Source organism: Elusimicrobiota bacterium (genome assembly GCA_026388095.1).
In the GTDB taxonomy this organism is placed as follows: domain Bacteria; phylum Elusimicrobiota; class Elusimicrobia; order UBA1565; family UBA9628; genus UBA9628.
Window position 1 is genome coordinate 97,345 of the sequence record JAPLKL010000018.1, and the last position, 25,171, is coordinate 122,515.

Below are 25,171 nucleotides of genomic sequence, written 5' to 3' on the forward strand. Positions count from 1 at the left end.
CCCGTCTGCGTCGAGTTCCCTTTATGCCGACCAGGCCGGAATGACTTTGGCGCCGTCCGGGATGATCGCCAGGTGGCCGTGAAGCAGGCGAGCTGCTCGCTCGTATTTGCTCAATAGATGGTCGGAGCCGGGCTTCTCCAGTTTGGAGATGTACCTCTGTTTGACGCATAGCTTGGCTGTTGACGGCTTCGTCATCTGGCGGCTCTGCGAGAGGGTCTTCCACCCACACCTGGAGCGCCATGGAGAAGACATGCTCTCGGCGACCATCCCGGTGCTCTATCAGAAGGTCGGGACCTACAACCTGAACTATCGGGACAGGGCCGGAAACAAACGGCCCGTCAGGTTCTCTTCCTATGTTTGGAAACGGATCGATGGGCTCGCTATCGATTTTCTGAGGCATGAGAGCCGCATGAGAGGACGGCTCAAAGAAGATTGCCTGGCCGACAACGACGATTAGGGCTTATGCGGCTCGGGCTCGCTCGTATCCTCTTGCGAAGGCCTTAAGGAGTTCGAGCGTCGCTGCTCTCTTCTTCTTGTCCGCATCCTCATCGAGCCCCCGGCCCGCCGCCGCGTCCATGAACGGTGAGTAGAGGTCTTGCGATTCTTTGAGGAACTTGCTGACTGCCTCCCCAGCCTCCTTGGAAGCCAGTTGCCCGACCTCTAGACCGAGCAGCGCAGCCCCAGCAGCCGCATAGTCGATGGCCTCGCCGCCCAGCCTGGCCGCGGCATCGAAGCGCCGCGGGTCTTCGGCCCCTGAGGCATAGTGCTCAAGCCAGTAGCAGATATCGACCGCGTCGTTGCGGTAGCGGACATCCTGTCGTTCTCGACGGTCTAGGAAGGCGATGATTTTGAGCAGCATGAAGCCTGGGACCGAGATGATGGGCACCACCGGGGCTCCCTTCCTCACCTTGGCGCTGGCCGCCTCGCAGACTTCCTTGAAGCCGATGACGTTCATCTCGAATTCCGAGTCAGGCCAGCGGAACTTGCCGGCAGGAGCAACCCCTTCCCCATACGGTATGAGGTCCACCATGACCTCGCCCCTGAACAGCCGGTGCTCTATCTTGGGATGCCGCTCGAAATCCTTGGCGATGAGAGCGGCGCGGATCTTGCGGAAGGATTCCCAGTCTGGGACAGGCAAGGCGAAGTCAGCGTCGTTGGTCCTTCGAAATGCCGGGAAGTCGGCGCCGACTTCAGGACTTAGCTCCGAGATGAGCGCGCCGATAAGGACGCTTTTGACCCCAAGGCCTTCAGCGGTCTGATGGACATCCAGGACGGCCTTCTTGAGCTTGCTATCCAAGATTTCCCTCCGGCCCGAGCCACTTATCGTAAATCATCCGCGCGGTCTCTACTTCCCGCGGCCCCCCCTCATTCAGCAGGTCTGCATAGACCAAGAGGGGCGTGGCAAGAGGGAATTCCTGGGCTGCTTGCTTGGCTATAGCGGTATCGGCAAAGAGTCTGAGCAAGGTCAGGTTGCCGTTTTTGTCGGGCAACAAGGGCTCCATTTTTTTCAAGTGCTGCTCTGCCTGCTCATCTACGAACAATGTGACATTGTCCGGCTCAAGATGTCCGGTCAACTGCTTTGCAGCCATGCCGCCAGTGACGGCCCAGCGCGCCTGCGTGTTCATCAGGACTTGCTGGGTAGCCCCCAAGATCACCTTCGGTTGGAATCTTCTATGCCGATACCGCCCGATCAGGCATGCCGGCCGCAGCTTGAGGGCATAGCCGCGGACAAAGGTCTCCACTAGTTCCTTTGCATCGCCGAGGCGCCGCTCCCGGCCCGGCCCCGGCAGCAGCAATCGCGCAAGCATCAGTTCCCGCATGACTTTGTGGGCCGTAGCTAGAGCGACATTGGCCTGCTCCGCGATGACGCGAAGGGGCTCCTTGAGGACCTGGGGCTGAGTCAGCAGCAAGTGACAAATCTTCAGCCCGCCAGCTTCCACGATCCTGCCCGGCTCGGGAGCAAGGCGAGCCTCCGGGCGTTTGCCTCTGATATCGATAAGGAGCTGCGGAGGATGCCGGAAATAGGCATTTCCGAGCGTGTCTGCGAAATCGACACCGGCCTCCCGAAGCTCCTGGGCAACCGCTTCCGGAATCCATTTGGCGAGAATCACGATTCCGGCGTTCTTGCCGGCATAGGCGCGTGCCTGGAGCACGGCGTTGAGCGCCTGGGCCCTGGTGGCGATGTTCGTCTTGCATTCGCCGACCAACTCTATCCGCGGCTGGGTTGGGAGGACCAGCTTTACGTCCGGTCCCCTTTGTCCAGTCGGCTGGATATGGGCGATGACCTGCTTGCCTAGCAAATGTCTGATATTTTCCAGGCACCCATGGATTATTTCGTTCGTCATATCAGCTCCGTTCATTGTCAATGAACAGCGTAATGCATCGAACACACTTTGTCAAGGCCCTAAGCCAGCCGGGGAAACCCCACAGAACGGCGGCAGCCGCATCAAGGAACGGCCAAAGCTTGATCCTCGCCGTCCACCTGAGTTCTTGCCCCTTATCCCGCCGGTTGCCCCAATGCTACACTGTGGGCTGCAGCGCGGTATATTCCGTTATCTCTGAGGCTTCAAGGCCAGAATAGAAATTGAAGTCCAGAGTTCAGCCAAGCCTGTCGCGGCGAGTTAATCAAGCCCTAAGGCGACCCAAAACGCGACGGCCGCATCATAAGGGGCATATTGCCCACGACAACTCACTCTAAACCGCGCGACAAACACGCATCCTCCATGAACTTGGCCTCAGCAGTCGCGGCGACCACGCCGCTCTGGGCTATCTCGGCTTTGAGCGCGTGCAGAGGCGGGAACGACTTGACGACCCATGCCTTGACGGTAGCAGGCTTCCCGCAACGCACGGGAGCTACATACTTGAGGTTCAACTCGGCGGTCAGGGCGGCCAAGCCCTGGGAAAAGAGGCAGTTGGTCATGGCACTGTCGATGACCGAAGCGATGACGCCGCCGTGAAGATAGCCCTTGTAGCCCTCGAATCGGAAGTGGCAGAAGAATTCGGATGAGACCATCCCCACCCGCTCGACCTCAAACTTCAGCTTGAACCCTACAGGGTTCTTGGTCCCGCAGAGCAGGCAGGTGTTATGAAGCGATTCCTGCGTCTTTGCGTGCAGCTTTCGCAGTCTCTCGTTATCGCCTAATGGCATCCGCCCTTGCCATGGTGGCCGCAAGCCATCGTCGCATCAGCTTCCTTGAGCTTTCCCGCGTTGATGGCCGCGACGGTCGCTTCGACCGTGGGCTCGGTGCTGATATAGACCTTGATCCCGGCGGCGTTGAGCCCGCGGATGGCCCCCATGCCGATGCCGCCCACGGCCACGGCGTCCGGCTTGGATTCGCCCACGGCCTTGAGCGGATTGCACATGCCGTGCTCGTGCACGACATTGCCGTTGTCGATGATCTCGCATTTCAACGTCTTGCTGTCGCAGACTGTGAAATAGGGCGCGCTTCCGAAATGCCCGTAGACTTCGGCCTTGAGCCCTTCCTTGGTACCCGTCGGTATGCAGATTCTCATCGTGTTCTCCTTGCGAGTCTTCCGATTTCGGAAAGCCAGAGGCCCCCGTTGCGTGAGCCGTACCGGCCCCCCTTCTATCCTCAATGCTTTCCCGTGCGCCAACGCGTCGGCGATCTTCCGGTGGGCCGAAGCCAGGATGAGCCCCACGGTCTGCCGGGACACGTTCATCCTCCGCGCAGCATCGGCCTGCTGCAGACCGCGCAGGTCCACCAGGCGGATGGCCTCGAGTTCGTCGAGCTTCAGCCGGACTTCGTCCAGGTCGGTCAGCGGGATGCCCCGCGGCTTGAAGTAGCAGGCCTGGGGTCCGCCGTCGATGTTGCGGCATTTGAGAGGTCTTGGCATTATTGGCCTATGCCAATTATAGAGGATATCCAGTCAGCCGTCAACCTGGAACCGCCAGGGTGGAGCGCTGATCTTCCCCCTGATTCCCGACCAAGCTGAATTGGAGAATCCGGTGTCCTTGGATAATGCCACGGTCTTTGCGCCTAGGAGCGGGCGCAAGGAGGCAGGGCCGAGCATGCAGTTCAAGTTGCGCCGCCAATGATCCCCAACCGTTTCTCGTCGACGATTTGCGGCAGCGCTCCTATTCTGTGTATCATATCCACATTGGGCCCGTCGGCGATCGAGTGCCCGAAGTGGATACTTTTTGGACACTCGGCCAAAAATGTGAATTTTTGGCAAATTCGTAGTTGTTAAATTGTTCTTTAATTAGCAGTAGAAGTTCACACGGTTGGGTGGCTGAGCGGTCAAAAGCAACGGTCTGTAAAACCGTCGGGCTACGCCCTACGCAGGTTCGAATCCTGCCCCAACCACCACTTTCGTGCGCGAGGTGAGCATGGCTCTCAATATCGTCGTCTGCGTCAAGAACACGCCCTCCACGCTGGCCGTGCCGGTGGATGCGGCCACGGGCCTGCCCAAGACCGCGGGCTTGGTCTTCGCCATGAACCCCTTCGACGAGTACGCGGTCGAGGAGGCCGTGCGCATCAAGGAGAAGAACCCCGGCACCACCGTGACCGCCCTGGCCCTCGGCCCGGAATCGGACCACGCGGTCCTGCGCGACGCCATCTCCCGGGGCTGCGACGCCGGCGTCCTGCTCTCCGGGCCTGAGCTGCAGGGCGGCGACGCCTTCGCCATCAGCCGCGCCCTGGCCGCCGCGATCAAGAAGCTCAACGGCCAGAAACCCGTGCACCTGCTCCTCTTCGGCAAGAACACCAACGACGACAACTCCGGCACCGTGGGCGGCCAGGTCGCGGCCTGGCTGGACTGGCCCGGGGCGCTCTCGGTCAAGAAGATCGAGTCCATAGACGAGTCCTCGGCCGTGCTCTGGCGCATGATGGAGGACGGCGTGGACAAGGTCAAGGTCCAGCTCCCCGCGGCCGTGGGCACGGTCAAGGAGATCAACGAGCCGCGCGTGCCTTCCCTGCGGGGCAAGATGGCGGCCAAGAAGGCCTCCATCCCCACCTGGACCGCGGCCGACCTGGCCTTGAAGCCCGAGGACGCCGGGGCGGCGGGGGCGCGCGTCAAGCTCGCGCGCTCCTCGGCTCCCCCCCCGCGTCCGGCCGGCACGCGCATCGCCGGAGCCACGGCCGCCCAGACCGCGGAAAAGCTCGTCGCCACCCTCGTGGAGAGGAAACTGATCTAATGAGCCAACAAAAGATCCTCGTCGTCGCCTTGATGCAGCGGGGCGCGGCCAGCCCCGCCACCTATGAGCTGCTCACCGCCGGCCGGTCCTTGGCCAACGCCCTCAAGCAGCCCCTCGTGGCCTTCCAGGTCGGCGGCACGGCCGAGAGCGCCCGCGAGCTCGTGGAGCGCGGCGCGGACCGCGTCCTTTGGTCGGGCGGCGCAGCCCTGCAAGACTTCAACGACGAGCTGCACGCCCAGGCCGTCCTGGCCGCCGCCGCGCAGGAAAAGCCCTCCTGGCTGCTCCTGCCGGCCAGCGTGGCCGGCCGGTCTTTGGCCTGCCGCGTCGCGGTCAAGCTGGGCGCGGGCCTGGCCACCGACGTCAACGAGATCGACCCGGCCTCCGGCACCGTCAAGCGCAGCCACTACAGCGGCAACCTCCAGGCCACCATGGAGTTCAAGTCAGAGGTCCGCGTGGTGACCGTGCAAGGCATGGTCTTCCCCCAGGCGCCGCGCCAGGCCGGACGCTCCGGCGAGGTGGCGGAGCTCGCTTTCGCTCCCGCCGCCGCCGGCATGGAGTTCCTCTCTTTCCAGGCCGAGGAAGCCGGCGAGATCGACCTGGGCGGCGCCGAGCGCATAGTCTCCGGCGGCCGCGGCGTGGGCGGACCCGACGGCTTCAAGCTCATCCGGGATTTGGCGCACGCGCTGGGCGCCGCGGTCGCGGCCAGCCGCGCGGCCGTGGACTCCGGCTGGATCCCTTACCGGCACCAAGTGGGGCTCACGGGACGCACCGTGCGGCCCAAGCTGTACGTGGCTTGCGGCATCTCCGGCCAGATCCAGCACCTGGCGGGCATGTCCACCGCCGGCAGCATCGTGGCCATCAACATGGACCCTGAGTGCCCCATGATGCAGCAGGCGACCATCTCCGTGGTCGGGGACATGTTCGAGCTCATCCCCCTCGTCATCGCTGAGATCAAGAAGCGCCGGGGCGCTCCCGTCGCCGCCTAGGCCCGCCTCCTGCCGTCCTGAAGGTGCCGGCGCAACGCGCCGGCACCCCGCCGCGAGAACTGTTCCTCTCTCGCGGCGCAATTATAAAGGCCTTTATGAAGGCGCGGGCGCACCTGCGGTATCGGAAGTGCCGCAGGTGCCTGGCCGACGCATTTCCTTACGCCAGGCAAAGAGGAAGGGTGCGCCCGCGCCTGGCACTGCTGCGCAGTGCCAGTTCTACAGCGACTCGTCGCCGAACGCCTTGGCCAGGGGCGCGTCCTTGAAACCCTGGCTCTCGATGAAAGCGGCGGCCAACCGGTCCTCGGCCTCCCGCCACGCCACCTCGGGCTCATCCTCGCCCACCAAGACGGTGCCCCCCGCGATCATGGCGTGCCCGCCGCCGCGCTTGTCGCCCCAGAGGATGCGCTTGAGGAGCTTGCCCGCCTCCGCCCCAGGGTCGTCGCTGCGCAGGGAGATGTGCAGGCGGCCCTGGTAGCGGCCCGTCACCAGAGCCCAGTGCGAGCGCTCATAGGTCATGAGGAAATCCGCGATCTGGGCCACGTTCTCCGGCGCCACCAGCGGGCCCAGATGCGTCCCCACGATGCCGTGGCAGACGAAGGCCCTGCGGATGGCGCGCCCCAGGTCCGAAAAATAGCCGGCGGGCCGCCGGGGATAAGAGATGCTCCAGAGGGTCTTGACGTTGGCCTTGGGCCAGAGGGAGCGATAGACGGTCAGGTCCCGCAAGGTGGATTCCCGGCCCAGGTTCTGCGTCTCGGAGCCGATGCCGTAGACCACGGCCGTGGCCAGACGGCGAGGCACCTTGAGGCCCGAGAGCAGCAAGGCCTCGCCCAGGATGGTGGCGGTGGCCCCGGCCCCCTCGTCGATGATCATGAGCTCGGCCGCGGTGTCGGGGTGGCGGGCGTGGTGATCGATGATCAAGAAGGGACGGCGCCGGGGCGGGAACCGGTTGTTGCGGAAGGGAGGCTGGGTGTCGATCAAGGCCACGTGCTCGGCCTCGGCGATCTCTCCCTTGCGCAGGGGCCGGGCCGGTATGCCGAGCCGGTCGGCCATGATGCGGTTCTCGCGGCGGCCGATGATGCCGCCATAGGCGATGCGGCAGCGCACCTTGGCCAGGGAATGCGCCAGATAAGCCAGCACCCAGGCGCTGGCCAGGGAATCGGGGTCCGGGTAGTCGTGGGTGACGATCAAGAGCGGGCTGATCCTCTGGCCCAGCCGGGCCAGTTCGCGCAGGAGCTTGCGGGCGTGGAAGCCGTTGCTCATACTCTCACGGTGTGAATTGGTGTCCGACGAAGAACCACCACAGGAGCGCCGACATGCCGATGGCCAGAGCCTTTTCCCGCGTGTTGTGGGTCAGTATGGTCATCAGGCTCTGCTGAGGCGTGCGCGGCGCGATCTCGCGCAGGAAGTCCTCGATGATGCGGTGCAGTTCCTGGAGGTTGTCGATGGGCGTAAGCTGGCCCCGCTGCCCGACGGAGATGACGCCCCGCTCCTGGCTGACCACCAGACAAACGGCGTCGGTGCGCTCGCAGAGGCCCAAGGCGGCGGTGTGGCGCAGGCCCATGTGCGTGATCTTGCTGAAGTCCTTGGAGAGGGGCAGGTGCACGCCGAAGTGCGTCACCCGTCCGCCCTCGACGACCATGGCCCCGTCGTGGCCCAAGGAATGGGAATCGAATATGCTCTCGATCAGGGCCTCGGAGAGCTCTCCGTGAAGGTCCCAGCCCCCTTCCATGTGCCGGTCCAGGGGGTCGCGGCCGCGCATGACGATGAGGGCTCCGACCTTGTCCCGGGCCAGGTCCGAGAGGGCCCGCGCCAGGATGTCGGGCTCCTGGGGCGCGGCCTGGTGACGCGGCCGCGCGAAGCTCAAGACCGCGATGCGCTCAAAGATGCTGCGCAGCTCCTCCTGGAAGATGACCACCACCGCGATGATGAAGATGGCGAAGAATCCCTTGAAGATCAAGGTGGTCATGTACATGCCCATCACGCGGGCCAGGAGGTAGACGCCCATAAGGACCAGCAGGCCCATCACCACGAAGGCCGTCCGGGTCTTCTTGAACCAGACCAGCAGGGCGTAGATGAGCAGGGCCACCACCGCCATGTCCATCATGTCCGCCGGCCGCACGGGAAAACTCATCATGTTCATACCTGCGCCCCTAGCGCCTCTCTTGCAGCAAGGACTTCATGTCCCAGATCATGCCGGACCTGGTATAGGATGCCAGTTCGACCTGGTCGACGTCCATATGGATGGCGTCGACGGGACAGGCCTCGACGCAGTGCCCGCAGAAGACGCACATGCCGATGTCGATGTCGAAGCTGCGCGCGCGCTTCTCCACCGCCGGGTCCGGGCTCTCCTCCGCGACGATGTGGATGCATTTGGCGGGGCAGATGGTCTCGCAAAGCAGGCACGAGGTGCAGCGCGGAGAGCCGTCGGCCCGGCTCAGCAGCCTATGCCGGGTGCGGGCACGCCGGCCCAACACGGCCGGCTCGTCCGGGTACTGGATGGTGACCGCGCCGGGACCTGCGCGCAGGCCCAGGAGCCTCAGGACGTGGCGCCAGAGGTTGACGAAGAAGTGCCTGAAGGTCACGCCCAGGCCGCGCAAGACCTCGATGATATAGACCTGCTCGAGCCATCCGCGGGCGGGCCGGCTCACGGCGCGCACCGTCACCGCCATAGGTAGCACCCAGCAACCAGGGACACCATACTTAATTCAGGGATCATCATAGCGCAACCTGGGAATTAAGTATGGTGTCCCCACATCTCACCGTCACCGCCATAGGTAGCACCCCCACACCGTGAGGAGGAAATTGGCCAAGGACAGGGGCAGCAGCGACTTCCAGCCCAGGTCGAGGAGCTGGTCGAAGCGCAGCCTGGGCAGCGTCCAGCGCACCTGCATGAGCAGGAAGAGCAGGGCGCAGGTCTTCGCGAAGAACGAGGCCAGCATGATCGCGCCGCCCAGCGGCCCGGTCAGAGCGACGAAGGGGACCTGCCAGCCGCCCAAGAATAGGGCCGCGCCCAGGCCGCAGACCACGATGTTCTCGATGAAGTCCGACATCATGAACATGCCGAACTTCATGCCCGAGTACTCCACGTGGTAGCCCACGATCTCGGACTCGCCCTCGGGCAGGTCGAAGGGGATGCGCTTGGAGGCGGCCATGCCCGCGACCAGGAAGAGCAGGAAGGCCAGCGGCTGGGTGAACACGCCCCAGGCCGGCAGGATGCCGGCGATCAGCCGCCCCTGCGCCCGCACCGCTTCCTGGAGGTCGAGGGTCCCGTATAGGAACATGGGCCCGGCGAGTACGGCGGCCATGCACACCTCGTAGGCCACCATCTGCGCCGCGCCGCGCAGCCCGCCCAAGAGGCCGTAATTGGAGTTGGCGGCGTAGCCGGCCATGATCACTCCGTGCACGCCCAGGCCCAGGAGAGCCAGGATGTAGACCAGTCCGACCGGGCTGGGCCAAGGCTGCAGGTTCCAGGCTCGGCCGAAAGCCTGGAACTCTCCGCCGAAAGGCAGAGCCGCGAGGCAGGCCAGGCAGCAGCCCAAGGACAGGGCCGGAGCCAGGCCGTGGAAAGGCCGCAGGACGTGCCGCGGCACGAAGTCCTCCTTGGTCATGAGCTTGATGCCGTCCGCGACCGGATGGAAGAGACCGATGATCCGCCAGCCGAAGACGTCGGCCCGGTTGGCGCCGATGCGGTCCTGCAGCACGGCGCTCTGCTTGCGCTCGACCCAGCCCAGGAAGCCCGCCAAGCCCAGGCCGAAGACCAGGGCATAGCCGACCATAGCCGCGGACCAGGCCAGGGGGATCATAGCCCCCCCCCGCCCTGCCAGGCCGCTTCCAGGCCCGCGAAGATGGCCCAGTCCGGCTTGGCCGCGCCCAAGGGCGCCAGGGCCCGACGGTATCCTTGGATCCGGCCTTGGAAATCGGTGAAATGTCCATCCTCTTCGAGCCAGGCCGTGGCCGGAAGCCGGAAATGCGCGAGGTCTCCGGTCAGGCCTTTGCGAGGGCCCTGATAGACCAGGAAGTCCAGGCGCTCCAGGAGCTCCCGGCCTTTCTCCCCCCAGACCTTCAGCGGATCCCGGTCCACCACATAGAGCCCCCAGACCTTGCCCGCCTCGATCTCCCCCGCCAAAGCGTCCCAGGTCATGGACTCGATCTGGGCCCCGAATCCCAAGGCCATGCCGCCGGCAAGATTGGGGACCTTGTCGCGCCGCCGCAAGAGCTCGTCCTCGGTCCCGACTTGATCCGGCTCCGGAGTGAAAAGGAAGCGCTTGAGCTTCAAGGCATCCACGAACAGGCTCTTGAAGGCCTTCCAATCCTCGTTGGAAAGGGAGCCGGAGGCGACCACGGCCAGGCCGTCGGGCCTCTTGTTGCGGACGACCTGATGCCAGGCCACGGCGATCTCGTCGGAGACCGAGTCCCAACGGCGCTCGGCGGCGGTCCCTTGGAGCCTCATGACCCTGCCCAGGCGGTCGGAGTCGAACTCGGCGAAGCCGTAGCGGCCCTCGTCGCAGATCCAGGCCCCGTTGACCTCGGGGTTGTAGCGCGGCTTGAGGCGAGCGAGCCGGCGGCCCTGGTTGTGCCAGGGCCGCTGGGTGCTGGTGTGGGCGAAGATGGCGCAGCCGCGGCTGCAGCCGGGGCATATGGAGGCCGTCTCATCGAGGTACCAGACCCGGACCTGGAAGCGGAAGTCGCGGTCCGTCAGCGCGCCGACGGGACAGACGTCCGCCAGGTTGCCGGAGTAAGGGTTGTCCAGGCTCCGCCCCGGGACCAGGCCCACGGCCTCGGAGTGCCCGCGGCCGAAGATTCCCAGCTCGTGGGACTTGCTGACCTGGGAGACGAAACGGGTGCAACGCGTGCACAGGATGCAGCGCTCCTGGTCGAGCATGATGTGGGGGCCGATCGGGACGCGCTTGGCCGCGTGGGCCTTGTCCTCGCGCATCGCGCTGGGGTAGCGGCCGATGTCCATGTAGTAGTCCTGCAGGCCGCACTCGCCGGACTGGTCGCAGACCGGGCAGTCCAGAGGATGGTCCACCAGGTGCAGTTCCAAGGCCGAGGCTTGGGCGCGGCGCGCGGCGGCGGACGCGGAGCGCGCCACCAAGCCTTCGCGCGCGGGCAGGCGGCAGGCGACCTGGGGCTTGGGGGTTCCCTCGACTTCCACGATGCACATGCGGCAGTTGCCCGGGTTGCCCAAGACGCGGTGCCAGCAGTAGTGGGGGATGCGCGCGCCGGCGCGCTCCGCCGCCTCCAGCACGGTCTCCCCTTCCCGGGCCTCAAGGGGCCGGCCGTCCAAGGTGAACTTGATGGTCTTAGCCACGTCGCTCCGGGAACCTCGCTTTGAAATCTTCAGGGAACTTCTTCATCAGGGCCCGGGTGACCACGCCCACGGTGTCGCCCAAAGCGCAGATGACCTTGCCCGTGATGTTCTCGCCCGCGCGCTCCAAGGTGGCGAGGTCATCGGCCGTGCCGCCCCCGCTGAGGCCCCGCTCCAGGATGCGCTCGTGCCAGAAGCTACCCTGCCGGCAAGGGGTGCATTGGCCGCAGGATTCATGGGCCAGGAAGCGCTCGATGTTGTGCGCGACGCTGACCATGTCCGCGGTCTCGTCGAGCACGATGACGCCGCCCGCGCCCAGGAAGGTGCCTTTGGCGCGCGGCCCCTCGAAATCCATGGGGGTGTCGAGCTCGTCGGCTGTCATGACCGGGGTGGAGACGCCGCCCGGGATGACGGCTTTGAGTCTCTTGCCGTCCTTGACCCCGCCGGCCGCGGCCAGGATGTCTTTGAGCGGGGTTCCCATGGGGAACTCGTAGACGCCGGGCTTCTCCACATGACCGCTCACGCTGAAGAGGACCGTGCCGCCGGATTTGGCCGTGCCGAGCTTGGCGAACCATTCCCCGCCGCGCATGACGATGTGAGGGATCATGCTCAAAGTCTCGACATTATTGACCACGGTGGGCCGCCCCAGGAGTCCTGAGACGGTCGGGAAAGGAGGAGGCTGGCGCGGCCAGGCTTTCTTGCCTTCCATGGTCTCCAGAAGGGACGTATCGAGCCCGGAGATGTAGGCTCCCGCCCCGCGCATGAGGTCTATGGCGCACTCGCCTAAGAGGCCGGCCGTGCGGGCTTCATCCAGGGCCTTCTGCAGGATCTTATGCTGGACCTCGTATTCGCCGCGGATGAAGATGAATGTGCGGCGGGCGTCGATGGCGTAGGCGGCGATGAGCAGGCCTTCGATGAGTTGGTGCGGAGAGCGCGTGACCAGGACGCGGTCCTTGAAGCAGCCGGGCTCGGACTCGTCGCAGTTGACCACGACGTAGCGGGGGCCGGGGTTCTTGGCCTCGGCCGGGACCGTGCTCCACTTCATGGCCGCGCCGAAGCCCGCCCCGCCCAGGCCGCGCAGGTTGGACTTGCTCATCTCGGCCATGAGCGCCTCGCGCCCCATCTGCGAAGCCTTCTTGAGCCCCTCGTAGCCGCCCAGGCGGCGGTAGGTCTCCAGCTCGTGGAGCTTGGGTTCGTCGAAGTGAGCTGTTAGTAGCTTAGTCATGCGCGAATAACGTGAACGAATTATCCAAAGTTATGCGCCGATTCTGTCCAGGAAAGAATTGAACCGTCATTTCATTGTCATCCAAATGCGGTCTTTCGCTTTACCCAACGCCTCCAGCGTCGGGGCAAGTTGCGGGACCTGCTCGATATTTTGCTTTCTCGCTTCGCGCTCCACGTTTGGCCTGATGTAGTTGAATAGGTTGGCTGTGGTGATCCGCCCATCGTGATTTATGTCTGCGTCTCCTTGGAGGCCTTTCAGCAAGAAATATGTCAGGAGGCCGTGCTGTCCCTCAGGGTAGGTGGCGCTGATTTGCTTCCCTCCCGTCGCGCTAAGGATTATGGTGTTGCTCCCGATATTTGCTGCTGCCGAGACCGTGACAAAAGGGCGGGTCCCCTTGGCAATGATGGACCGGCCTCCTTGACCGGAGAAACAGGCGTCCAATATGACCGTGATATTATTCGTTGGGAGTCTTGCCAAATTGTCATAGAGACGCTGTAGCGGATAGGCCGTATCCTCCGTATAGCTCGGATCGCCGTCATAAGGAACGAGGTAGCTTTCGCCCGTCGTCGGATTCGGCGCGCCATGCCCCGCGAAGTAGATGAATACACGACTATTGGGAGAGACACGGTTTTTCATCCATGTCCCGAAGTATTTTTCCAGGTCGGTCTTGTTGGCTTGGCCATTCTGCAATAGGACGACATTTTTGGAGTCGAAGCCCAGGGAATGCGTCAGATAGGTCCGCATGGTCTGCGCGTCACGAGCGGCGAAGTCCACCGCCGGTATCCCCGTCTGACGGTAATTCTCAATTCCGACGATCACCGCATAGGCATTCGGATCGACAGGGGCCCTCGTCTGCGGTGGGATATCGACAGTTTCTTGCGCGACCTCCGGGGTGACCGGAGCAGCAACGGAAGGCTTCCCTTCGACGGCAAGCACCTGCAACGTGGGTGCTCCTTCATTCAAGACGAGGTTAAGAGGCTGGGCTTTGAGACCGAACTTGCCTCTGGATTCCTTCACCGAAATCGTGATGGGCAGAAACTTACCAGCGTTGTATCGGCTATTGATGAAAAACTGGAAATCAACTTTCCGAGACTGCCCGGGTGCCAAGTCCTTCAAGGAGACTTTGGTATCCCCAGAAGCAAAGATATCGGTGCTATTAAGCTCGATGGAAGCCGAGGCATCTTTGGCAGGGCCGGCTCCGATATTCTTGATGGTAAGGCTGAGATTCGTGACCTCGCCCTTCTTGACCACGCCGGTTCCGCCCAGAGAGAGAGCAGATATGGCGAGTTCGGGAGCTTGGAAGGGACGGGTTTCAAATCTTATGATAACAGATGGGGCATCGAAGCCATTCCCTTCCCTTACGTCTAGCCGGACCACGGCCGTCCCTGAGGCAACGTCGTCGCGGGAGGTCAATGGGATGTCGCGGGAGACAGTCTGACCGGGCTCAATATCCCCCACCTTAACCTCGGATGGGATGCTCAGGCCAGTAACGGGCTTGTCTAGGTGGGCCACGAATTTAACCGAATAGGCTGGCCCACCTCCTCTGTTGGAGAGCTTCGCCCGGATCGCTCCTGTCTCGCCTCCGTCCAGTATGTCGTTTCCTGAAGGCTCATGGAAAGCGAGTTGGACCATGAGCTGCGGAGGCGCCTTGGGTTTGGGGACTGCGGCCAGCCGTGCCTGGGCCGGCACAGTCGCAGCTTGGTTCCTCAGTCTCAAATCATTCTCGGTCAAGATTCCCTTGGCAGCTTTTTGAATCAACGCAATAACTTCGGGTTGGCCCCTATGATCGGCATCGTTAAGAAAATCTTCGTCGTCGTCACGGACCGCCCTGTCTGCACCGTGGGCCAATAAGCATCGGACCATATCAGGGTTGCCAGTCTCGATTGCAATCTCCAGGGCACGCTTTTGGTTTAATGCCGCTCCCCTTTCGATCAGTAGTGCCACGACATTCACATGGCCACCGGATATTGCATCTTCTAAGGCTGGCTCAAGGCGATCATATCTCAGTGGAAGCCACTCCCCAAGATTCATATCCGCTTTATGGTCCAACAAGAAACGCACCAAATCCAATTTCCCGTCTCCCGCCGCGGACATCAATGCAGTCGTGCCGGCGCGCCCATCACGGACGTGCCGGCGTGCGTTGATGTTGGCACCGCGCTCAACCAGGAGGCGTACCACGTCTTCATGCCCATTATCAGCAGCACCCAGGAGGGGCGGGCTCGAATCCTTGTCCATCCCATTGACGTCCGCACCTTTGTCCAATAAAAATCGCACGACTTCAAGGTGTCCAGAGCTAGCAGCCTCGCTTAGGGCGGTGCCGGTCTCACCCTCGGAGGTCTCTCCCGTTGCATTGATTTGATAACCTTGCGCCACAAGGGCTTGAACGCGTTCAAGCTTACCGCGCTTGGCTGCCTCGGGCAAATCGTGCCATGAGACGGCATACGCCCAAGACCAACTCCAAACCATAAACAGAAGCGCTGGCCCCCCGCCACGAATCAATCGTCGAAATAGGCGTGACAGGCGTTGAAGTACAGAATGCATACGAGGCGTTATCCCCTCCCCTGAGGCATAACCCATAGCCCGGTCGCCGGACGCTGAAAGAGCCCACACAACTGCAGCAAGTCATCCGCCTTCATATGTTCCAAACCGTCGCTTCCCGAGATGCCCTCACCAACAAAGGTTTTTGCATTGACAAGCTTGACCTCGATAGAATCCGAATGAATCACCGCTTTCCCGGGGGTTACGTCCACATAATGTTGGCGGCTCTTCCGCAACCCTCCTGCACGGGTCGTCGGCGCTGGGACCATGGGCAAACAAGCAACGTCCAACAACCACGTGGACGACAACAAATTGCCTCCGACCTTGCACAAGTCTTGCGTTGTCCCCACCAACGGAAACACATAAAAAACCGAGCGCTGTATGGCGCGCACTCGGGCGCTCAACGCAACGAGCTGGTCATGATCGCACAAGAAACGCCTTTTGCCTCCCTTCAACGACCAATCAGACGCCTTGAACTGCAACAACAAGAGCTTGCCCGATAGTCTTGTGCAAGCATCAAAGCCCGCCCGCGCCTCTTGCTTCTGAGTCAGGCCGAACCAGAATAGCTCTCGACCCACTGCGGCCCGGATTTGGGCGCAGAGATTCAGTTCAATTGTCTTTTCCGAGAGCCTCATTTCAATTTCTGTATCAATGAATCAATCATCTCTTCCGTCGCTTGGCCCTGCAATTCATCGTTGACCAGCAGGGCCGGGGTTTGGTCGCAGGCGCCCAGACACTCCATGGTCTCCAGGCTGAACCTGCCGTCCGGGGTAGTCTCTCCATCCTTGATGCCGAGCTTCTTCTCCAGGCAGGCGCACATCTCCTTGGAGCCGGCCAGGCTGCAGGAGAGCCCGCGGCACAGGCCGATGCGGTGCCGGCCCGTCGGCTTCTGCGTGAAGCTCGGGAAGAATGTGGCGGCCTCATGGATGCGCACGCGCGGCACATCGAAGAGCCTGGCGAGATATTCTTCGTCCTCGTCGGTTACGCAGCGGTGCCATTCCTGGACTTGGCGCAAAGCCTCAACCAGGCCCATGATGGGGGCGGGATAGCGCAGTGTCCAAGCCTTCAAGATTTTCTCTTGATCAGGGTCAAAAGCGCTCATCTAACTCATCCTCAAAACGGCGGCACCTGCTGACGAATGTCCAATGTCAAGACCTGACCCCCTCATCCTCATCGGTCGAGCTCACCGGCGATCATGTTCACGGACCCGAATGTGGCCACCACGTCGGCAACGTAGCCGCCGTTGAGCAGCTTGGGCAGAGCGGCCATGATGAAGAAGCACGGCGGCCGGCAGCGCACGCGGTAGGCCCGGTCCGAGCCGTCCGAGACGATGTGGAAGCCCAGCTCGCCGTTGCCCCCCTCCACCGCGGCGTAGGCCTCGCCCGCGGGCACGCGCACGCCCCAGCTCCACATCACGGACTCGAACTGGTTCATGAGGCCCTCGATATTGCCGTAGGCCGCTTCCTTGGGCGGCATGACCAAAGCCGGGTCCGCGACGCGGATGCCCGCGGCTTGGTCGCGGCCCCCTCCGTCGAGGGTGCGGCAGGTCTTGGCCAGGCAGCGCGGCAGCAGCGCGGTATTGCCGGCCTTGCCCATGTCCTCGAAGATGAAGGCGTCCCTCATCTCCCAGGGGGCCAAAGAAACGGGCCCGGCGGGCAGCTGGTTGAAGCACTGCTCGAGTATGCGCAGGCTCTGCTCGATCTCCGCCAGGCGCACCAGATAGCGGTCGAGGTTGTCGCCCCGGCTGCCCACCGGCACCTCGAAGTCGAGGCGGTCGTAGACGAGATAGGGATGGGCCCGCCGCACGTCATAGGCCACGCCGGTGGAGCGCAGGAAGGGGCCGGTGATGCCGTAGGCCAAGGCGTCCGCCTGGCTCAGGACACCCACGCCTTCGACGCGGTCCAGGAAAATGCGGTTCTTGGTGAGCAGGGCCTCGGAGTCGGCCACGAGCTTGCGGATCTTGGGGAACACCCCGCGGCACTTGTCCACGAAGCCTTCGGGCAGGTCGCTCTTGACCCCGCCGATGCGCGTGTAGTCCGTGGTCACGCGCGCGCCGCAGAGGTCGTCGATGAGCTGATAGAGGTATTCGCGGCCTTCCATCAGGTAGAGGAAGACCGTGAAGGCGCCGAGCTCCATGGCGTTGGCGCCGATGCAGGTGAGGTGGTCGGCGACGCGGGATATCTCGGAGGCGATGACGCGCAGGTACTGGCCGCGCTCCGGGATGGCCACGCCGGCGAGCTTCTCCACCGCGCAGCAGAAGCCGGAGTTGTTGATGAGCGGCGAGACGTAGTTGAGCCGATCCGTGTAGGGGATGGCGTTGTTCCAGGTCTCGGTCTCGGCGTGCTTCTCGAAGGCCCGGTGCAGGTAGCCGATCTCGACCTCGGTCTTGACGATGAGCTCGCCCTCCAGCTCCAGGATGAGGCGGATGACGCCGTGCATGGCCGGGTGGGCCGGGCCCATGTTCAGGAAATAGGTCTTCTTCTGCGTCATTCGAACGGGATCTCCTGGCGCACGGCGTTGAAGCTGGGGCTGTCGGGCAGCTCGCCGGACTTGGGCCCGATCAAGGGCTGGCGCTTCTTGACCGGGTAGTCCTTGCGCAAAGGATGGCCCACGAACTCCTCGTAGAGGAGCAGGCGCTTGATCTCGGGCCGGTCCTCGAACCTGATGCCGAACATGTCCCAGACCTCGCGCTCGAGCCAGTCCGCGTTGGGCCAGACGGAACGGACCGAGAGCAGGACCGAACCATCGTCGTAAGGAGCGCGCACCGTCAGGCGCGGCAGGCTCTCCAGGCCCGTGGCCGGGTCTATGCAGGCCAGGCGGTAGACGACCTCGAAGCGATGGGGCTTGGGTTCGGGGGCGTTGGCCGGGAAGTTCCCCTCCCAGCCCATGCGCCCCCGGCACTTGCCGTAAAGGGAGTAATCGACGGCCGTGAGGTCCACCAGGACGTTGTAGCCGTCGGTCCTGAGCTCGCGCAAGGTGTCGAAAGCGAACGGCGACGCCACGGTCCGGGTCTCGGAATTCATCTGCCCCGCCTTATGCCACCCATCGTAAGTCTCCATTTACGACTTGGCGCTTGCTTCCTCATTTCGGTGACGGCCCGAGCGTCATTCGATCTATTCTTTTTCAAATGTCCGCTTCATTCGACGCAAACCTTCGAGACAGTCATCCTGGGTAATTTTCTTTGCGTCATTCAGATTTATGGAGGTATTAAGTCCCCCAATTCGGACGCTTTGAGCCTCAACAACAAACTCAAAAAGATTCCGTGCCACACGGGCATTGCCAAATTTGTTGCCGTCGCGTTTCCGTAAGTCGCTAAACACTTGAGTTAAGAACTGTTCCACTCCACTTTGTTCTAGAACATAATCGTGCTCTGCACAAAACCTGGAAAAGACCTCAATCAGCTCCTGCTCGGTGTAATCTGGAAATTTAAATTTCTTTCGGAATCTTGATTCGAGCCCAGGATTAGATGCGAGGAATCTAGCCATTTCGTTCGTATAACCAGCGACAATCAAAACAAATTCATCCCTTTGATCTTCCATCGCCTTTAGTAAGGTATCGATGGCTTCCGGGCCAAAATCACTATTACCCTCTGATCCTGCGAGGGAATAAGCCTCATCAATAAAGAGTACACCCCCCATGGCCTTTTTTATTGCGGCACTTGTCTTTAACGCAGTTTGTCCGACATATGCAGCAACAAGCCCACTGCGATCAACTTCGACCAAATGTCCGTGTTCAAGAAGGCCCACGGAACCAAAGGCTTCGGCCAGTAGTCTGGCTACGGTTGTCTTTCCAGTACCAGGATTCCCGGTGAACACAAGGTGCCTTGATACGGCCGTTGCGCGAAGGCCAAGACTACTTCGTTGCTTCGTCACTCCAAGAAAAGTAATTAGATCCTTTACTTCAGTTTTAATGTCCCGAAGCCCTACCAATTTATCAAGATCGCTTAGCACTTCTGCTATTGGTCTAGATTTGTTTTGACGCCTCCAGAGACGAGGGGGCAAATCATGCAATCCCTGAGAGAGTTGTAAAAGAGAGCGCTCTTCACGCTGGTCCAAATCGCCATCAAAATACATGAGGTACTGGGAAATCTCATAAAAGCTTTTTCGGACAAGACCGACCAAGCCGCCTGAGTTCCATCCTTCTTGAGGAATATTAGGCGGAACAAGCCGTTTATTTGAAGATTTTGAATCTGGGAGAGCGGATCGATTGTCAAAATACCAAGCAGAAATTAATAGATCGCTAGCTTCGTCAAGACAGCACTTCATCCCATGGATACCATACGGAGGGCGCAACTTAAAATCTGGCATTTCCGTTGCGGCATCAATGAGAATGCGATGGGAAAATCTGAGGTATTTCAACCAAACATTTGGATATTGCCCATTTGCTTGCATAATTCGAGGTCCCAGGCGTTGAAGCAAGCGTTTAAGAAGGTCGTTTTGGGCTTCAGTTCCGAACTGGACATCATTACATGTGCGCCAGATGTGGAGAGCTACCATTTCATCAACAAAATCGAGCGGTTGGTTGTCGTATTCGACCTGTTGATCTTTTGGAAACGCCAATCTGTAGCCAATGAGGAAATCTCCTGCCCGCGCCTCAAGGGCTTCGATCATTGTCACTATGTGACTGTACGCCTGTTCAGCTTTAGTTGTATTCAATTATTTCAAAAAAAGAAATGCGCCTCGTCTTTTGCCATAGTGGCATCAAACTCTATTAAGCAACCGAAAGCCCGAACGGGGTCATGATTGGAAAGATTTATGCCCTTCCAAATCTGAGGCTGCGGCCACAAAACAATCCACAACTTATGCATTGGATGGACCTTGCAAACAAAACGGCCTCTGCGATTCGTACCGCCAGAAATCGCTCCCCCATAGCCACGAATGAAATCCTCAAAAGTGAACTGGAACAAGCCGGTTGATCTACCGCGACGACTTAACTTAACTTGATACATAATCCTCCTGAACATCCTAGGCGCAAAAGGCCCTATAATAGTTATGCATTGTTACTACCAAAATCACGCCTGTTCATCGCCCCCTTCTCCCTTGCTTCTGGATCTTCTCCTGCAGCAAGGTCAACCCGTGCAGGACCATCTCCGGCCGCGGCGGACAGCCCGGGATGTACACGTCCACCGGCAGGATGGTGTCGATGCCCTGCACCGTGGAGTAATCGTCGTAGAACCCGCCCGTGCAGGTGCACACCCCGAAGGCGATGACCCATTTGGGCGAGGCCATCTGGTCGTAGATGCGCCGCAGCACCGGCGCGATCTTGTGCGAGATCGTGCCCACCACCATCAAGAGATCGGCCTGGCGCGGCGAGAAGCGCGGGAAGCCCGCGCCGAAGCGGTCCATGTCGTAGTGCGAGGCCGCCGCGGACATGTACTCCATGCCGCAGCACGCGGTCACGAACGGATACTGGAATATGGAGTACTTGCGCGCCCAGCCCAAAGCGGCGTCCACCTGCGTGGTGACGAGGTTGCCCTCGGGCAGTTGCTGGATCAGCGAGGGGACGGAAGTCCCCTCGCCCTGACGACCCTCAGGGAATGCTTTGCTCGTCATGGGCGGCATGAGAGACACCCCTTGCGCCAGAAATAGCCCAGCATGAAGACCAGGAGTCCCACGAAGATGGTCACCGCGGCCACGGCGTGGCCGTGCAAAGCGCCGCGATTGAGGGCCCAAGGCAGCAGGAACGCCAAGTCCACGTCGAAGACCACGAACAGGACCGCGAAGCGCCAGTACAAGGCGCTCATCCCCAAGCCCGCCGCTTCCAGCGGAGGCAGCCCCGTTTCATAAGGAAGCTCGGCATCGCCTTCATGCCGCGCCTCAGGGCCCAGCAGCTTGCCCGCATTCGCCAGGAACGCCACGATGGCCGCCACCGCGACGAGATTGAGGACGAAGGCCACGGCGCTCATCAGCGCGCCCCCGCCCACAGCCCGTCGACCAGCCAGGGCATCAAGCCCAGCAGGACCGCGCACACAGCCAGAGCCGTCACCAAGGCGCGCGGCGCCAGGGCTTCAGGCGCGGCCGCGAGCTCGACGACGGGCTCGTCGAAATACATGTCTCGGACCATGCCCAGGTAATAGCCCAAGGACACCAAGGCCCCCAGGCCGGCCAGAAGCAAGGGCGCATAAAGGCCGGCCTTGAAAGCCTCCCAGAAGACCAGGAACTTGGCCGCGAAACCCGCCGTCGGGGGGGTCCCGGCCAAGGCCAGGAGCAGGACGCTGAGCACCATGGCTTGCGCCGGACGCCTGCGCCCGAGCCCCTTGAGCTGCTCCCGGCTGGAGAGGTCGGAGACCTTCAGCCATAGGAAAGTCCCGCCGCTCATGAACAGATAAGCGCCCAGGTAGAAGAAGAGCGCGCCCGCCGCCGAGGCGGACTGCCCCTGCCGGGCCCAGGCGGCCACGGCCAGCATCATATAGCCCGCGTGAGAGATGGAGGAGTAGGCCAACAGCCGCTGCAGCCGCTGCTGGCGCAGGGCCACGGCCGCCCCGAACAGGATGGTCAGCGCCGCGGCCCAGGGCAGGACGGCCAGGACCGGCCCCTGGGAGAGCCCGGCCAGCCGCGCCAGCAGCAGCGCCGCCGCGGCCTTGAGGCCGGTGGAGAAGAATCCCGCCAGCTCCGGGTCCGAGGCCTCATACACGTCCGGCAGCCAGAAATGCAGGGGCACCGCGCCCAGCTTGAAGAGGGCCGCGGCGATCATCAGCGCCAGGCCCGCCTCTCCCATGACACCCGGCGCCGGGGCCAGGTCCAGGCTGCGGGCGGCGGAAAAATGCAGGGCCATCCCCATCAGGAAGAGCGCTCCGGCCGCGCTCCCGGCGAAGAAATACTTGACCGCCGCCTCCAAGGCCTGGGGGCAGCGCGAGCGCGCCACCAGCAGGTAGGCGGGCACGGACATCAGCTCCAGGCCGATGAAGAGCGCCAGGAGATTGCCGGCCGCCGCGATCAGCGCCATGCCGATGAGGCTGCCCAGGACCAGGGCCGGCGGCACCTCGTCGCCGGGGTCCATGATGTAGATGAGCGGCAGGGCGGCGGCGAGGAACACCATCTGCATGCTCCCGCCCAGGAGGTCGAGCCGGAACAACGGCGCCCTCACGGCCTCGGGGGCGACGCAGGAAAGGGCCAGGGCCAGCAGCACGGCCGCGGCCGCCAGAGCCTTGACGAGCCCGCAGGGAACGTGCCGCGCGGCCGTCGCGCCCATGCCGACCGCCAGCACGGCCAAAGCTCCGGCGGACAGCGCGGCCATGGGCCCCAGCAGCCCCAGCGCCGAGATCAGCGGGCTCATCGGACGGGCACCAACCCCAGGAGGAACGGCTCCAGGATGCGCAGCAAGGGAGCCGGATAGAGGCCGATGGCGAGCATCGCGCCGCAGAGCACCCAGAGCAAGGACGCCTCGCGGACGTCGAGGTCCGTGACCTTGCCGCTCACCGAAGCCTTGCCCGCGGGGCCCAGGAACACGGCCTGGAAAGCCGGCAGGGCGTAGGCCGCGGACAGGGTCACCCCGACCACGCCGATCAAGACGAACCCGCGCATGGCCCGCGCCACGCCGATCAAGGACATGAACTCGCCTACGAACCCGTTGAGTCCCGGCAGTCCCACCGAGGCCATGGTCGCGAAGCCGAAGAAGAAGGTCAGCCATGGCGCGCGGTTGTAAAGCTCGCCGTAATCATCCAGCCCCCGGCGATGGCCGCGGTCGTAGAGGAATCCCACGAGCAGGAAGAGCGTGCCGGTGGTGATGCCGTGGTTGAGCAGCTGCAGGCTCCCGCCCAGCAGGCCCTCGGGAGTGCGGGAGAGGATGCCCAGCAGGCAGAAGCCCAGATGCGCCACGCTGGAATAGGCTATGAGGCGCTTCAAGTCCTTCTGGGCCATGGCGCACAAGGCGCCGTAGACCACGTTGATCCCGGCGAGGATCATGAGCCAGGGCATCAGCTCCAGGCTCAGCTGCGGGAAGACCGGCCAGAGGATGCGCAGGAAGCCGTAGACCCCCATCTTGAGCAGGACCCCGGCCAGCATCACGGAGCCCGCGGCCGGGGCCTCGGTATGCGCGTCGGGCAGCCAGGTATGCAATGGGACCAAGGGGATCTTGACCGCGAAGCCCAAAGCCATGGCCGCGAAGATGGCCAGGCCTGCGGTCCCGCCCGGACCCTTGAGAGCCGCGATATCCCAGGTCCACACGCCCGTGGCCGCGTGGGCGCGGGTGACCAAGGCGATGCTGCCCAGGAGCAGGAAGATGCTGCCGAAGAAGGTGAACAGGAAGAACTTCATGGCCGCATGCCGCCGCCCTTCCATGCCCCAGAGCCCGATGATGAAGAACATGGGTATGAGCACGGCTTCCCAGAACACGAAGAAGAGGAACAGGTCCCGGGCCAGGAACACGCCCAGCAGGGCCGATTCCAGGAACAGGAACGCGGCCCAGTAGCCCGGGGAGAAGTCCTTGTTCCAGGAGGCGATGAAGCAGGCCAAGGTCAGGAAGGCGGTCAGCCAGCACAAGGACAAGGACAGGCCGTCGCAGTCCAAGGCGTAGCTGATGCCGAAGGCCCACGAAGGGGAGGCTGCGGCCGGGACGTGCCAGGCCCCCATGGAGGCGGGTCCCAGCAGGAACAGACCGTAGAGGGCGGTCGCCACAGAGAAGGCCAAGGCCGGCCAGCGGCCCTGCCGGCCCAGGAGCACGACCAGCCCGCCGACGGCGGGCAGGACCCAGAACAGGGTCAGCCAGTTCTGGCTCATCGCGACGCCGCCCAGGCCAAGAGCGCCGCCGCTCCGCTCATGACCCACCACAAGGAATCGGAAAGCCTTCCTGCGGCCAGGCCGCTGCCCGCGTCGGAAAGCCGGCGGCAGACGCCGGCCGAACTTTCTATGGCCGCGTCCCACAAGTCATGGTCCAGGACCCGGCCCACCTTGTCCGCGAACCAGAGCGCGGCCGTGACGCAGGCCGCCGGCACCCGGCGCCAGCCCAGGTCCTCGGCGAAGAAGGCCGCGAGCGCCGGCCGCCGGCGGCGCCAGTCCCAGTCCCAGGACGGCCGTCGCAGCGTCAGCCAGTAGGCGGCTGCCGCGCCCAGGGCCGCCATGCCCACGCCGGCAGCCGAGACCCCAAGGGAGAGCGCGGGCAATTCCGGCTCCGGCACGCTCCGGGGCCAGCCGGAACCCAGCATGCGCACAAGACCGCGGCCCAGCCAGCCCACGGCCACGGCGCCCAGCGCCAGGAACGCCACCGGCACGGCCATGACCGGCGGCGCCTCATGCGGATGAGCCGGCGGCGTCTGCTCGGGCCGCTGGCCGAAGAAGGTCAGGAAGAGCATGCGCGAGATGTAGAAGGAGCTGCCCGCCGCTATGGCCAAGCCCGCGGGGATGGCCCAGCCGCCGTGCGCGAAGGCCGCGTCGAGGATGGCGTCCTTGCTGTAGAAACCCGCGGTGAAAGGGAAGCCCAGCAGGGATAGGGCCGCGGCCAGGAAGCACAGGAAGGTGAGCGGCATCTGGCGGCGCAGCCCCCCCACCTCGGAGACCGTGACCGTGGACTTGCCCGCGGAGTGCGCCAGTATGCCCGCGCAGAGGAAGAGCACGGCCTTGAAGAAGCCGTGCGTCACCAGGTGGAAGACCCCGGCCGTGACCTGGCCCAGGCCGAGGCCGAAGGCCATCAGGCCCAGGTGGCTCACCGTGGAATACGCCAGGATGCGCTTGAGGTCGGTCTGGGTGGCGGCGAGCAGGGCCGCGAAGACCGCGGTGAAGGCTCCCACCATGGCGATGGACTCGGGCAGGCCCGGCACCAGACGTATCAGGGGCCAGGAGCGCACCAGAAGGAATATGCCCGCGGTCACCATGGTGGCGGCGTGCATCAGCGCCGAGACCGGGGTGGGGCCCTCCATGGCGTCGGGCAGCCAGAAATAGAGCGGGAACAGGGCGGACTTGCCGGCCGCGGCCCAGACGAAGAGCACGCCCAGCAGGGCCAAGAGGCCGGGGGGGATGCCGGGG

The 25,171-nt window shown here is 63.1% G+C and carries 24 protein-coding genes and 1 tRNA gene; 4 read left to right on the forward strand and 21 right to left on the reverse strand.

From position 1 onward, the window contains the following. Positions 1 to 160 precede the first annotated feature (160 nt). On the forward strand, positions 161 to 457 hold the full coding sequence (locus NTY77_05190) for a hypothetical protein (GenBank protein MCX5794869.1): 297 nt from the start codon (positions 161 to 163) through the stop codon (positions 455 to 457). A gap of 3 nt (positions 458 to 460) precedes the next feature. Here the strand turns inward: NTY77_05190 and NTY77_05195 are convergent, their stop codons facing one another. The 4 genes from NTY77_05195 to NTY77_05210 form a co-directional block, all read right to left on the reverse strand. Further along, the gene (locus NTY77_05195; protein ID MCX5794870.1) at positions 461 to 1,297 is read right to left on the reverse strand and encodes a hypothetical protein; all 837 of its coding nucleotides are present in this window, start codon (positions 1,295 to 1,297) and stop codon (positions 461 to 463) included. Next, entirely contained in the window at positions 1,290 to 2,345 is a 1,056-nt protein-coding gene (locus NTY77_05200) for a type IV toxin-antitoxin system AbiEi family antitoxin (GenBank protein MCX5794871.1), read from the reverse strand. The genes NTY77_05195 and NTY77_05200 overlap by 8 nt, the downstream gene beginning before the upstream one ends. Before the next feature lie 344 nt (positions 2,346 to 2,689). Further along, positions 2,690 to 3,148 carry a PaaI family thioesterase gene (locus NTY77_05205; GenBank protein MCX5794872.1) on the reverse strand — a complete coding sequence of 153 codons (459 nt, stop codon included), beginning with the start codon at positions 3,146 to 3,148 and terminating at the stop codon, positions 2,690 to 2,692. Beyond that, the gene (locus NTY77_05210) at positions 3,139 to 3,855 is read right to left on the reverse strand and encodes a DUF134 domain-containing protein (protein ID MCX5794873.1); all 717 of its coding nucleotides are present in this window, start codon (positions 3,853 to 3,855) and stop codon (positions 3,139 to 3,141) included. Before NTY77_05210 ends, NTY77_05205 begins: the two co-directional genes overlap by 10 nt. A gap of 386 nt (positions 3,856 to 4,241) precedes the next feature. Between NTY77_05210 and NTY77_05215 the strand changes: the two genes are divergently transcribed. The 3 genes from NTY77_05215 (at position 4,242) to NTY77_05225 (ending at position 6,141) form a co-directional block, all read left to right on the forward strand. After that, a tRNA-Tyr gene (locus tag NTY77_05215) sits at positions 4,242 to 4,328 on the forward strand. A gap of 20 nt (positions 4,329 to 4,348) precedes the next feature. Beyond that, positions 4,349 to 5,155: an electron transfer flavoprotein subunit beta/FixA family protein gene (locus NTY77_05220; GenBank protein ID MCX5794874.1), complete on the forward strand. Its 807-nt coding sequence runs from the start codon at positions 4,349 to 4,351 to the stop codon at positions 5,153 to 5,155. Next, on the forward strand, positions 5,155 to 6,141 hold the full coding sequence (locus NTY77_05225) for an electron transfer flavoprotein subunit alpha/FixB family protein (GenBank protein ID MCX5794875.1): 987 nt from the start codon (positions 5,155 to 5,157) through the stop codon (positions 6,139 to 6,141). The genes NTY77_05220 and NTY77_05225 overlap by 1 nt, the downstream gene beginning before the upstream one ends. A 216-nt stretch (positions 6,142 to 6,357) precedes the next feature. Here the strand turns inward: NTY77_05225 and NTY77_05230 are convergent, their stop codons facing one another. The 17 genes from NTY77_05230 to NTY77_05310 all read right to left on the reverse strand — a co-directional run. Continuing rightward, the gene (locus NTY77_05230; protein MCX5794876.1) at positions 6,358 to 7,401 is read right to left on the reverse strand and encodes a DHH family phosphoesterase; all 1,044 of its coding nucleotides are present in this window, start codon (positions 7,399 to 7,401) and stop codon (positions 6,358 to 6,360) included. Positions 7,402 to 7,405: 4 nt separating this feature from the next. After that, positions 7,406 to 8,281 (reverse strand): diadenylate cyclase, encoded by an 876-nt coding sequence (locus NTY77_05235; GenBank protein MCX5794877.1) that lies wholly within the window; start codon positions 8,279 to 8,281, stop codon positions 7,406 to 7,408. A 10-nt stretch (positions 8,282 to 8,291) separates the two neighbouring features. Next, complete coding sequence (locus NTY77_05240; GenBank protein MCX5794878.1) at positions 8,292 to 8,810, reverse strand: NADH-quinone oxidoreductase subunit I; 519 nt, start codon at positions 8,808 to 8,810, stop codon at positions 8,292 to 8,294. A 93-nt stretch (positions 8,811 to 8,903) separates the two neighbouring features. Continuing rightward, positions 8,904 to 9,944, reverse strand: a complete 1,041-nt coding sequence (locus NTY77_05245) for an NADH-quinone oxidoreductase subunit H (GenBank protein ID MCX5794879.1) — start codon at positions 9,942 to 9,944, stop codon at positions 8,904 to 8,906. Then, a complete protein-coding gene (locus NTY77_05250) occupies positions 9,941 to 11,452 on the reverse strand; it encodes a 2Fe-2S iron-sulfur cluster-binding protein (protein MCX5794880.1) in 1,512 nt (503 codons plus the stop codon). Before NTY77_05250 ends, NTY77_05245 begins: the two co-directional genes overlap by 4 nt. Further along, the gene (gene nuoF, locus NTY77_05255) at positions 11,445 to 12,674 is read right to left on the reverse strand and encodes an NADH-quinone oxidoreductase subunit NuoF (GenBank protein ID MCX5794881.1); all 1,230 of its coding nucleotides are present in this window, start codon (positions 12,672 to 12,674) and stop codon (positions 11,445 to 11,447) included. The genes NTY77_05250 and nuoF overlap by 8 nt, the downstream gene beginning before the upstream one ends. Before the next feature lie 66 nt (positions 12,675 to 12,740). Then, the gene (locus tag NTY77_05260; protein ID MCX5794882.1) at positions 12,741 to 15,095 is read right to left on the reverse strand and encodes an ankyrin repeat domain-containing protein; all 2,355 of its coding nucleotides are present in this window, start codon (positions 15,093 to 15,095) and stop codon (positions 12,741 to 12,743) included. A gap of 128 nt (positions 15,096 to 15,223) precedes the next feature. Continuing rightward, positions 15,224 to 15,847, reverse strand: coding sequence for a hypothetical protein (locus NTY77_05265; protein MCX5794883.1), 624 nt, complete (start codon positions 15,845 to 15,847; stop codon positions 15,224 to 15,226). Beyond that, positions 15,844 to 16,281 carry an NAD(P)H-dependent oxidoreductase subunit E gene (locus NTY77_05270; protein ID MCX5794884.1) on the reverse strand — a complete coding sequence of 146 codons (438 nt, stop codon included), beginning with the start codon at positions 16,279 to 16,281 and terminating at the stop codon, positions 15,844 to 15,846. Before NTY77_05270 ends, NTY77_05265 begins: the two co-directional genes overlap by 4 nt. 101 nt (positions 16,282 to 16,382) lie before the next feature. Beyond that, the gene (locus tag NTY77_05275; GenBank protein ID MCX5794885.1) at positions 16,383 to 17,702 is read right to left on the reverse strand and encodes an NADH-quinone oxidoreductase subunit D; all 1,320 of its coding nucleotides are present in this window, start codon (positions 17,700 to 17,702) and stop codon (positions 16,383 to 16,385) included. Continuing rightward, positions 17,699 to 18,235: an NADH-quinone oxidoreductase subunit C gene (locus NTY77_05280; GenBank protein ID MCX5794886.1), complete on the reverse strand. Its 537-nt coding sequence runs from the start codon at positions 18,233 to 18,235 to the stop codon at positions 17,699 to 17,701. Before NTY77_05280 ends, NTY77_05275 begins: the two co-directional genes overlap by 4 nt. 90 nt (positions 18,236 to 18,325) lie before the next feature. Next, positions 18,326 to 19,822, reverse strand: a complete 1,497-nt coding sequence (locus NTY77_05285; GenBank protein ID MCX5794887.1) for an AAA family ATPase — start codon at positions 19,820 to 19,822, stop codon at positions 18,326 to 18,328. A 411-nt stretch (positions 19,823 to 20,233) separates the two neighbouring features. Continuing rightward, positions 20,234 to 20,707: an NADH-quinone oxidoreductase subunit NuoB gene (gene nuoB, locus NTY77_05290; GenBank protein MCX5794888.1), complete on the reverse strand. Its 474-nt coding sequence runs from the start codon at positions 20,705 to 20,707 to the stop codon at positions 20,234 to 20,236. Between the two features lie 53 nt (positions 20,708 to 20,760). After that, positions 20,761 to 21,117 (reverse strand): NADH-quinone oxidoreductase subunit A, encoded by a 357-nt coding sequence (gene ndhC, locus NTY77_05295; protein ID MCX5794889.1) that lies wholly within the window; start codon positions 21,115 to 21,117, stop codon positions 20,761 to 20,763. After that, the gene (locus tag NTY77_05300) at positions 21,117 to 22,487 is read right to left on the reverse strand and encodes a proton-conducting transporter membrane subunit (protein ID MCX5794890.1); all 1,371 of its coding nucleotides are present in this window, start codon (positions 22,485 to 22,487) and stop codon (positions 21,117 to 21,119) included. Before NTY77_05300 ends, ndhC begins: the two co-directional genes overlap by 1 nt. Beyond that, complete coding sequence (locus NTY77_05305) at positions 22,484 to 23,929, reverse strand: NADH-quinone oxidoreductase subunit M (GenBank protein ID MCX5794891.1); 1,446 nt, start codon at positions 23,927 to 23,929, stop codon at positions 22,484 to 22,486. The genes NTY77_05300 and NTY77_05305 overlap by 4 nt, the downstream gene beginning before the upstream one ends. Continuing rightward, positions 23,926 to 25,171, reverse strand: a 1,246-nt coding sequence (locus tag NTY77_05310; protein MCX5794892.1) for a proton-conducting transporter membrane subunit, incomplete at its 5' end; no start/stop codon positions are given. The genes NTY77_05310 and NTY77_05305, both read right to left, overlap by 4 nt.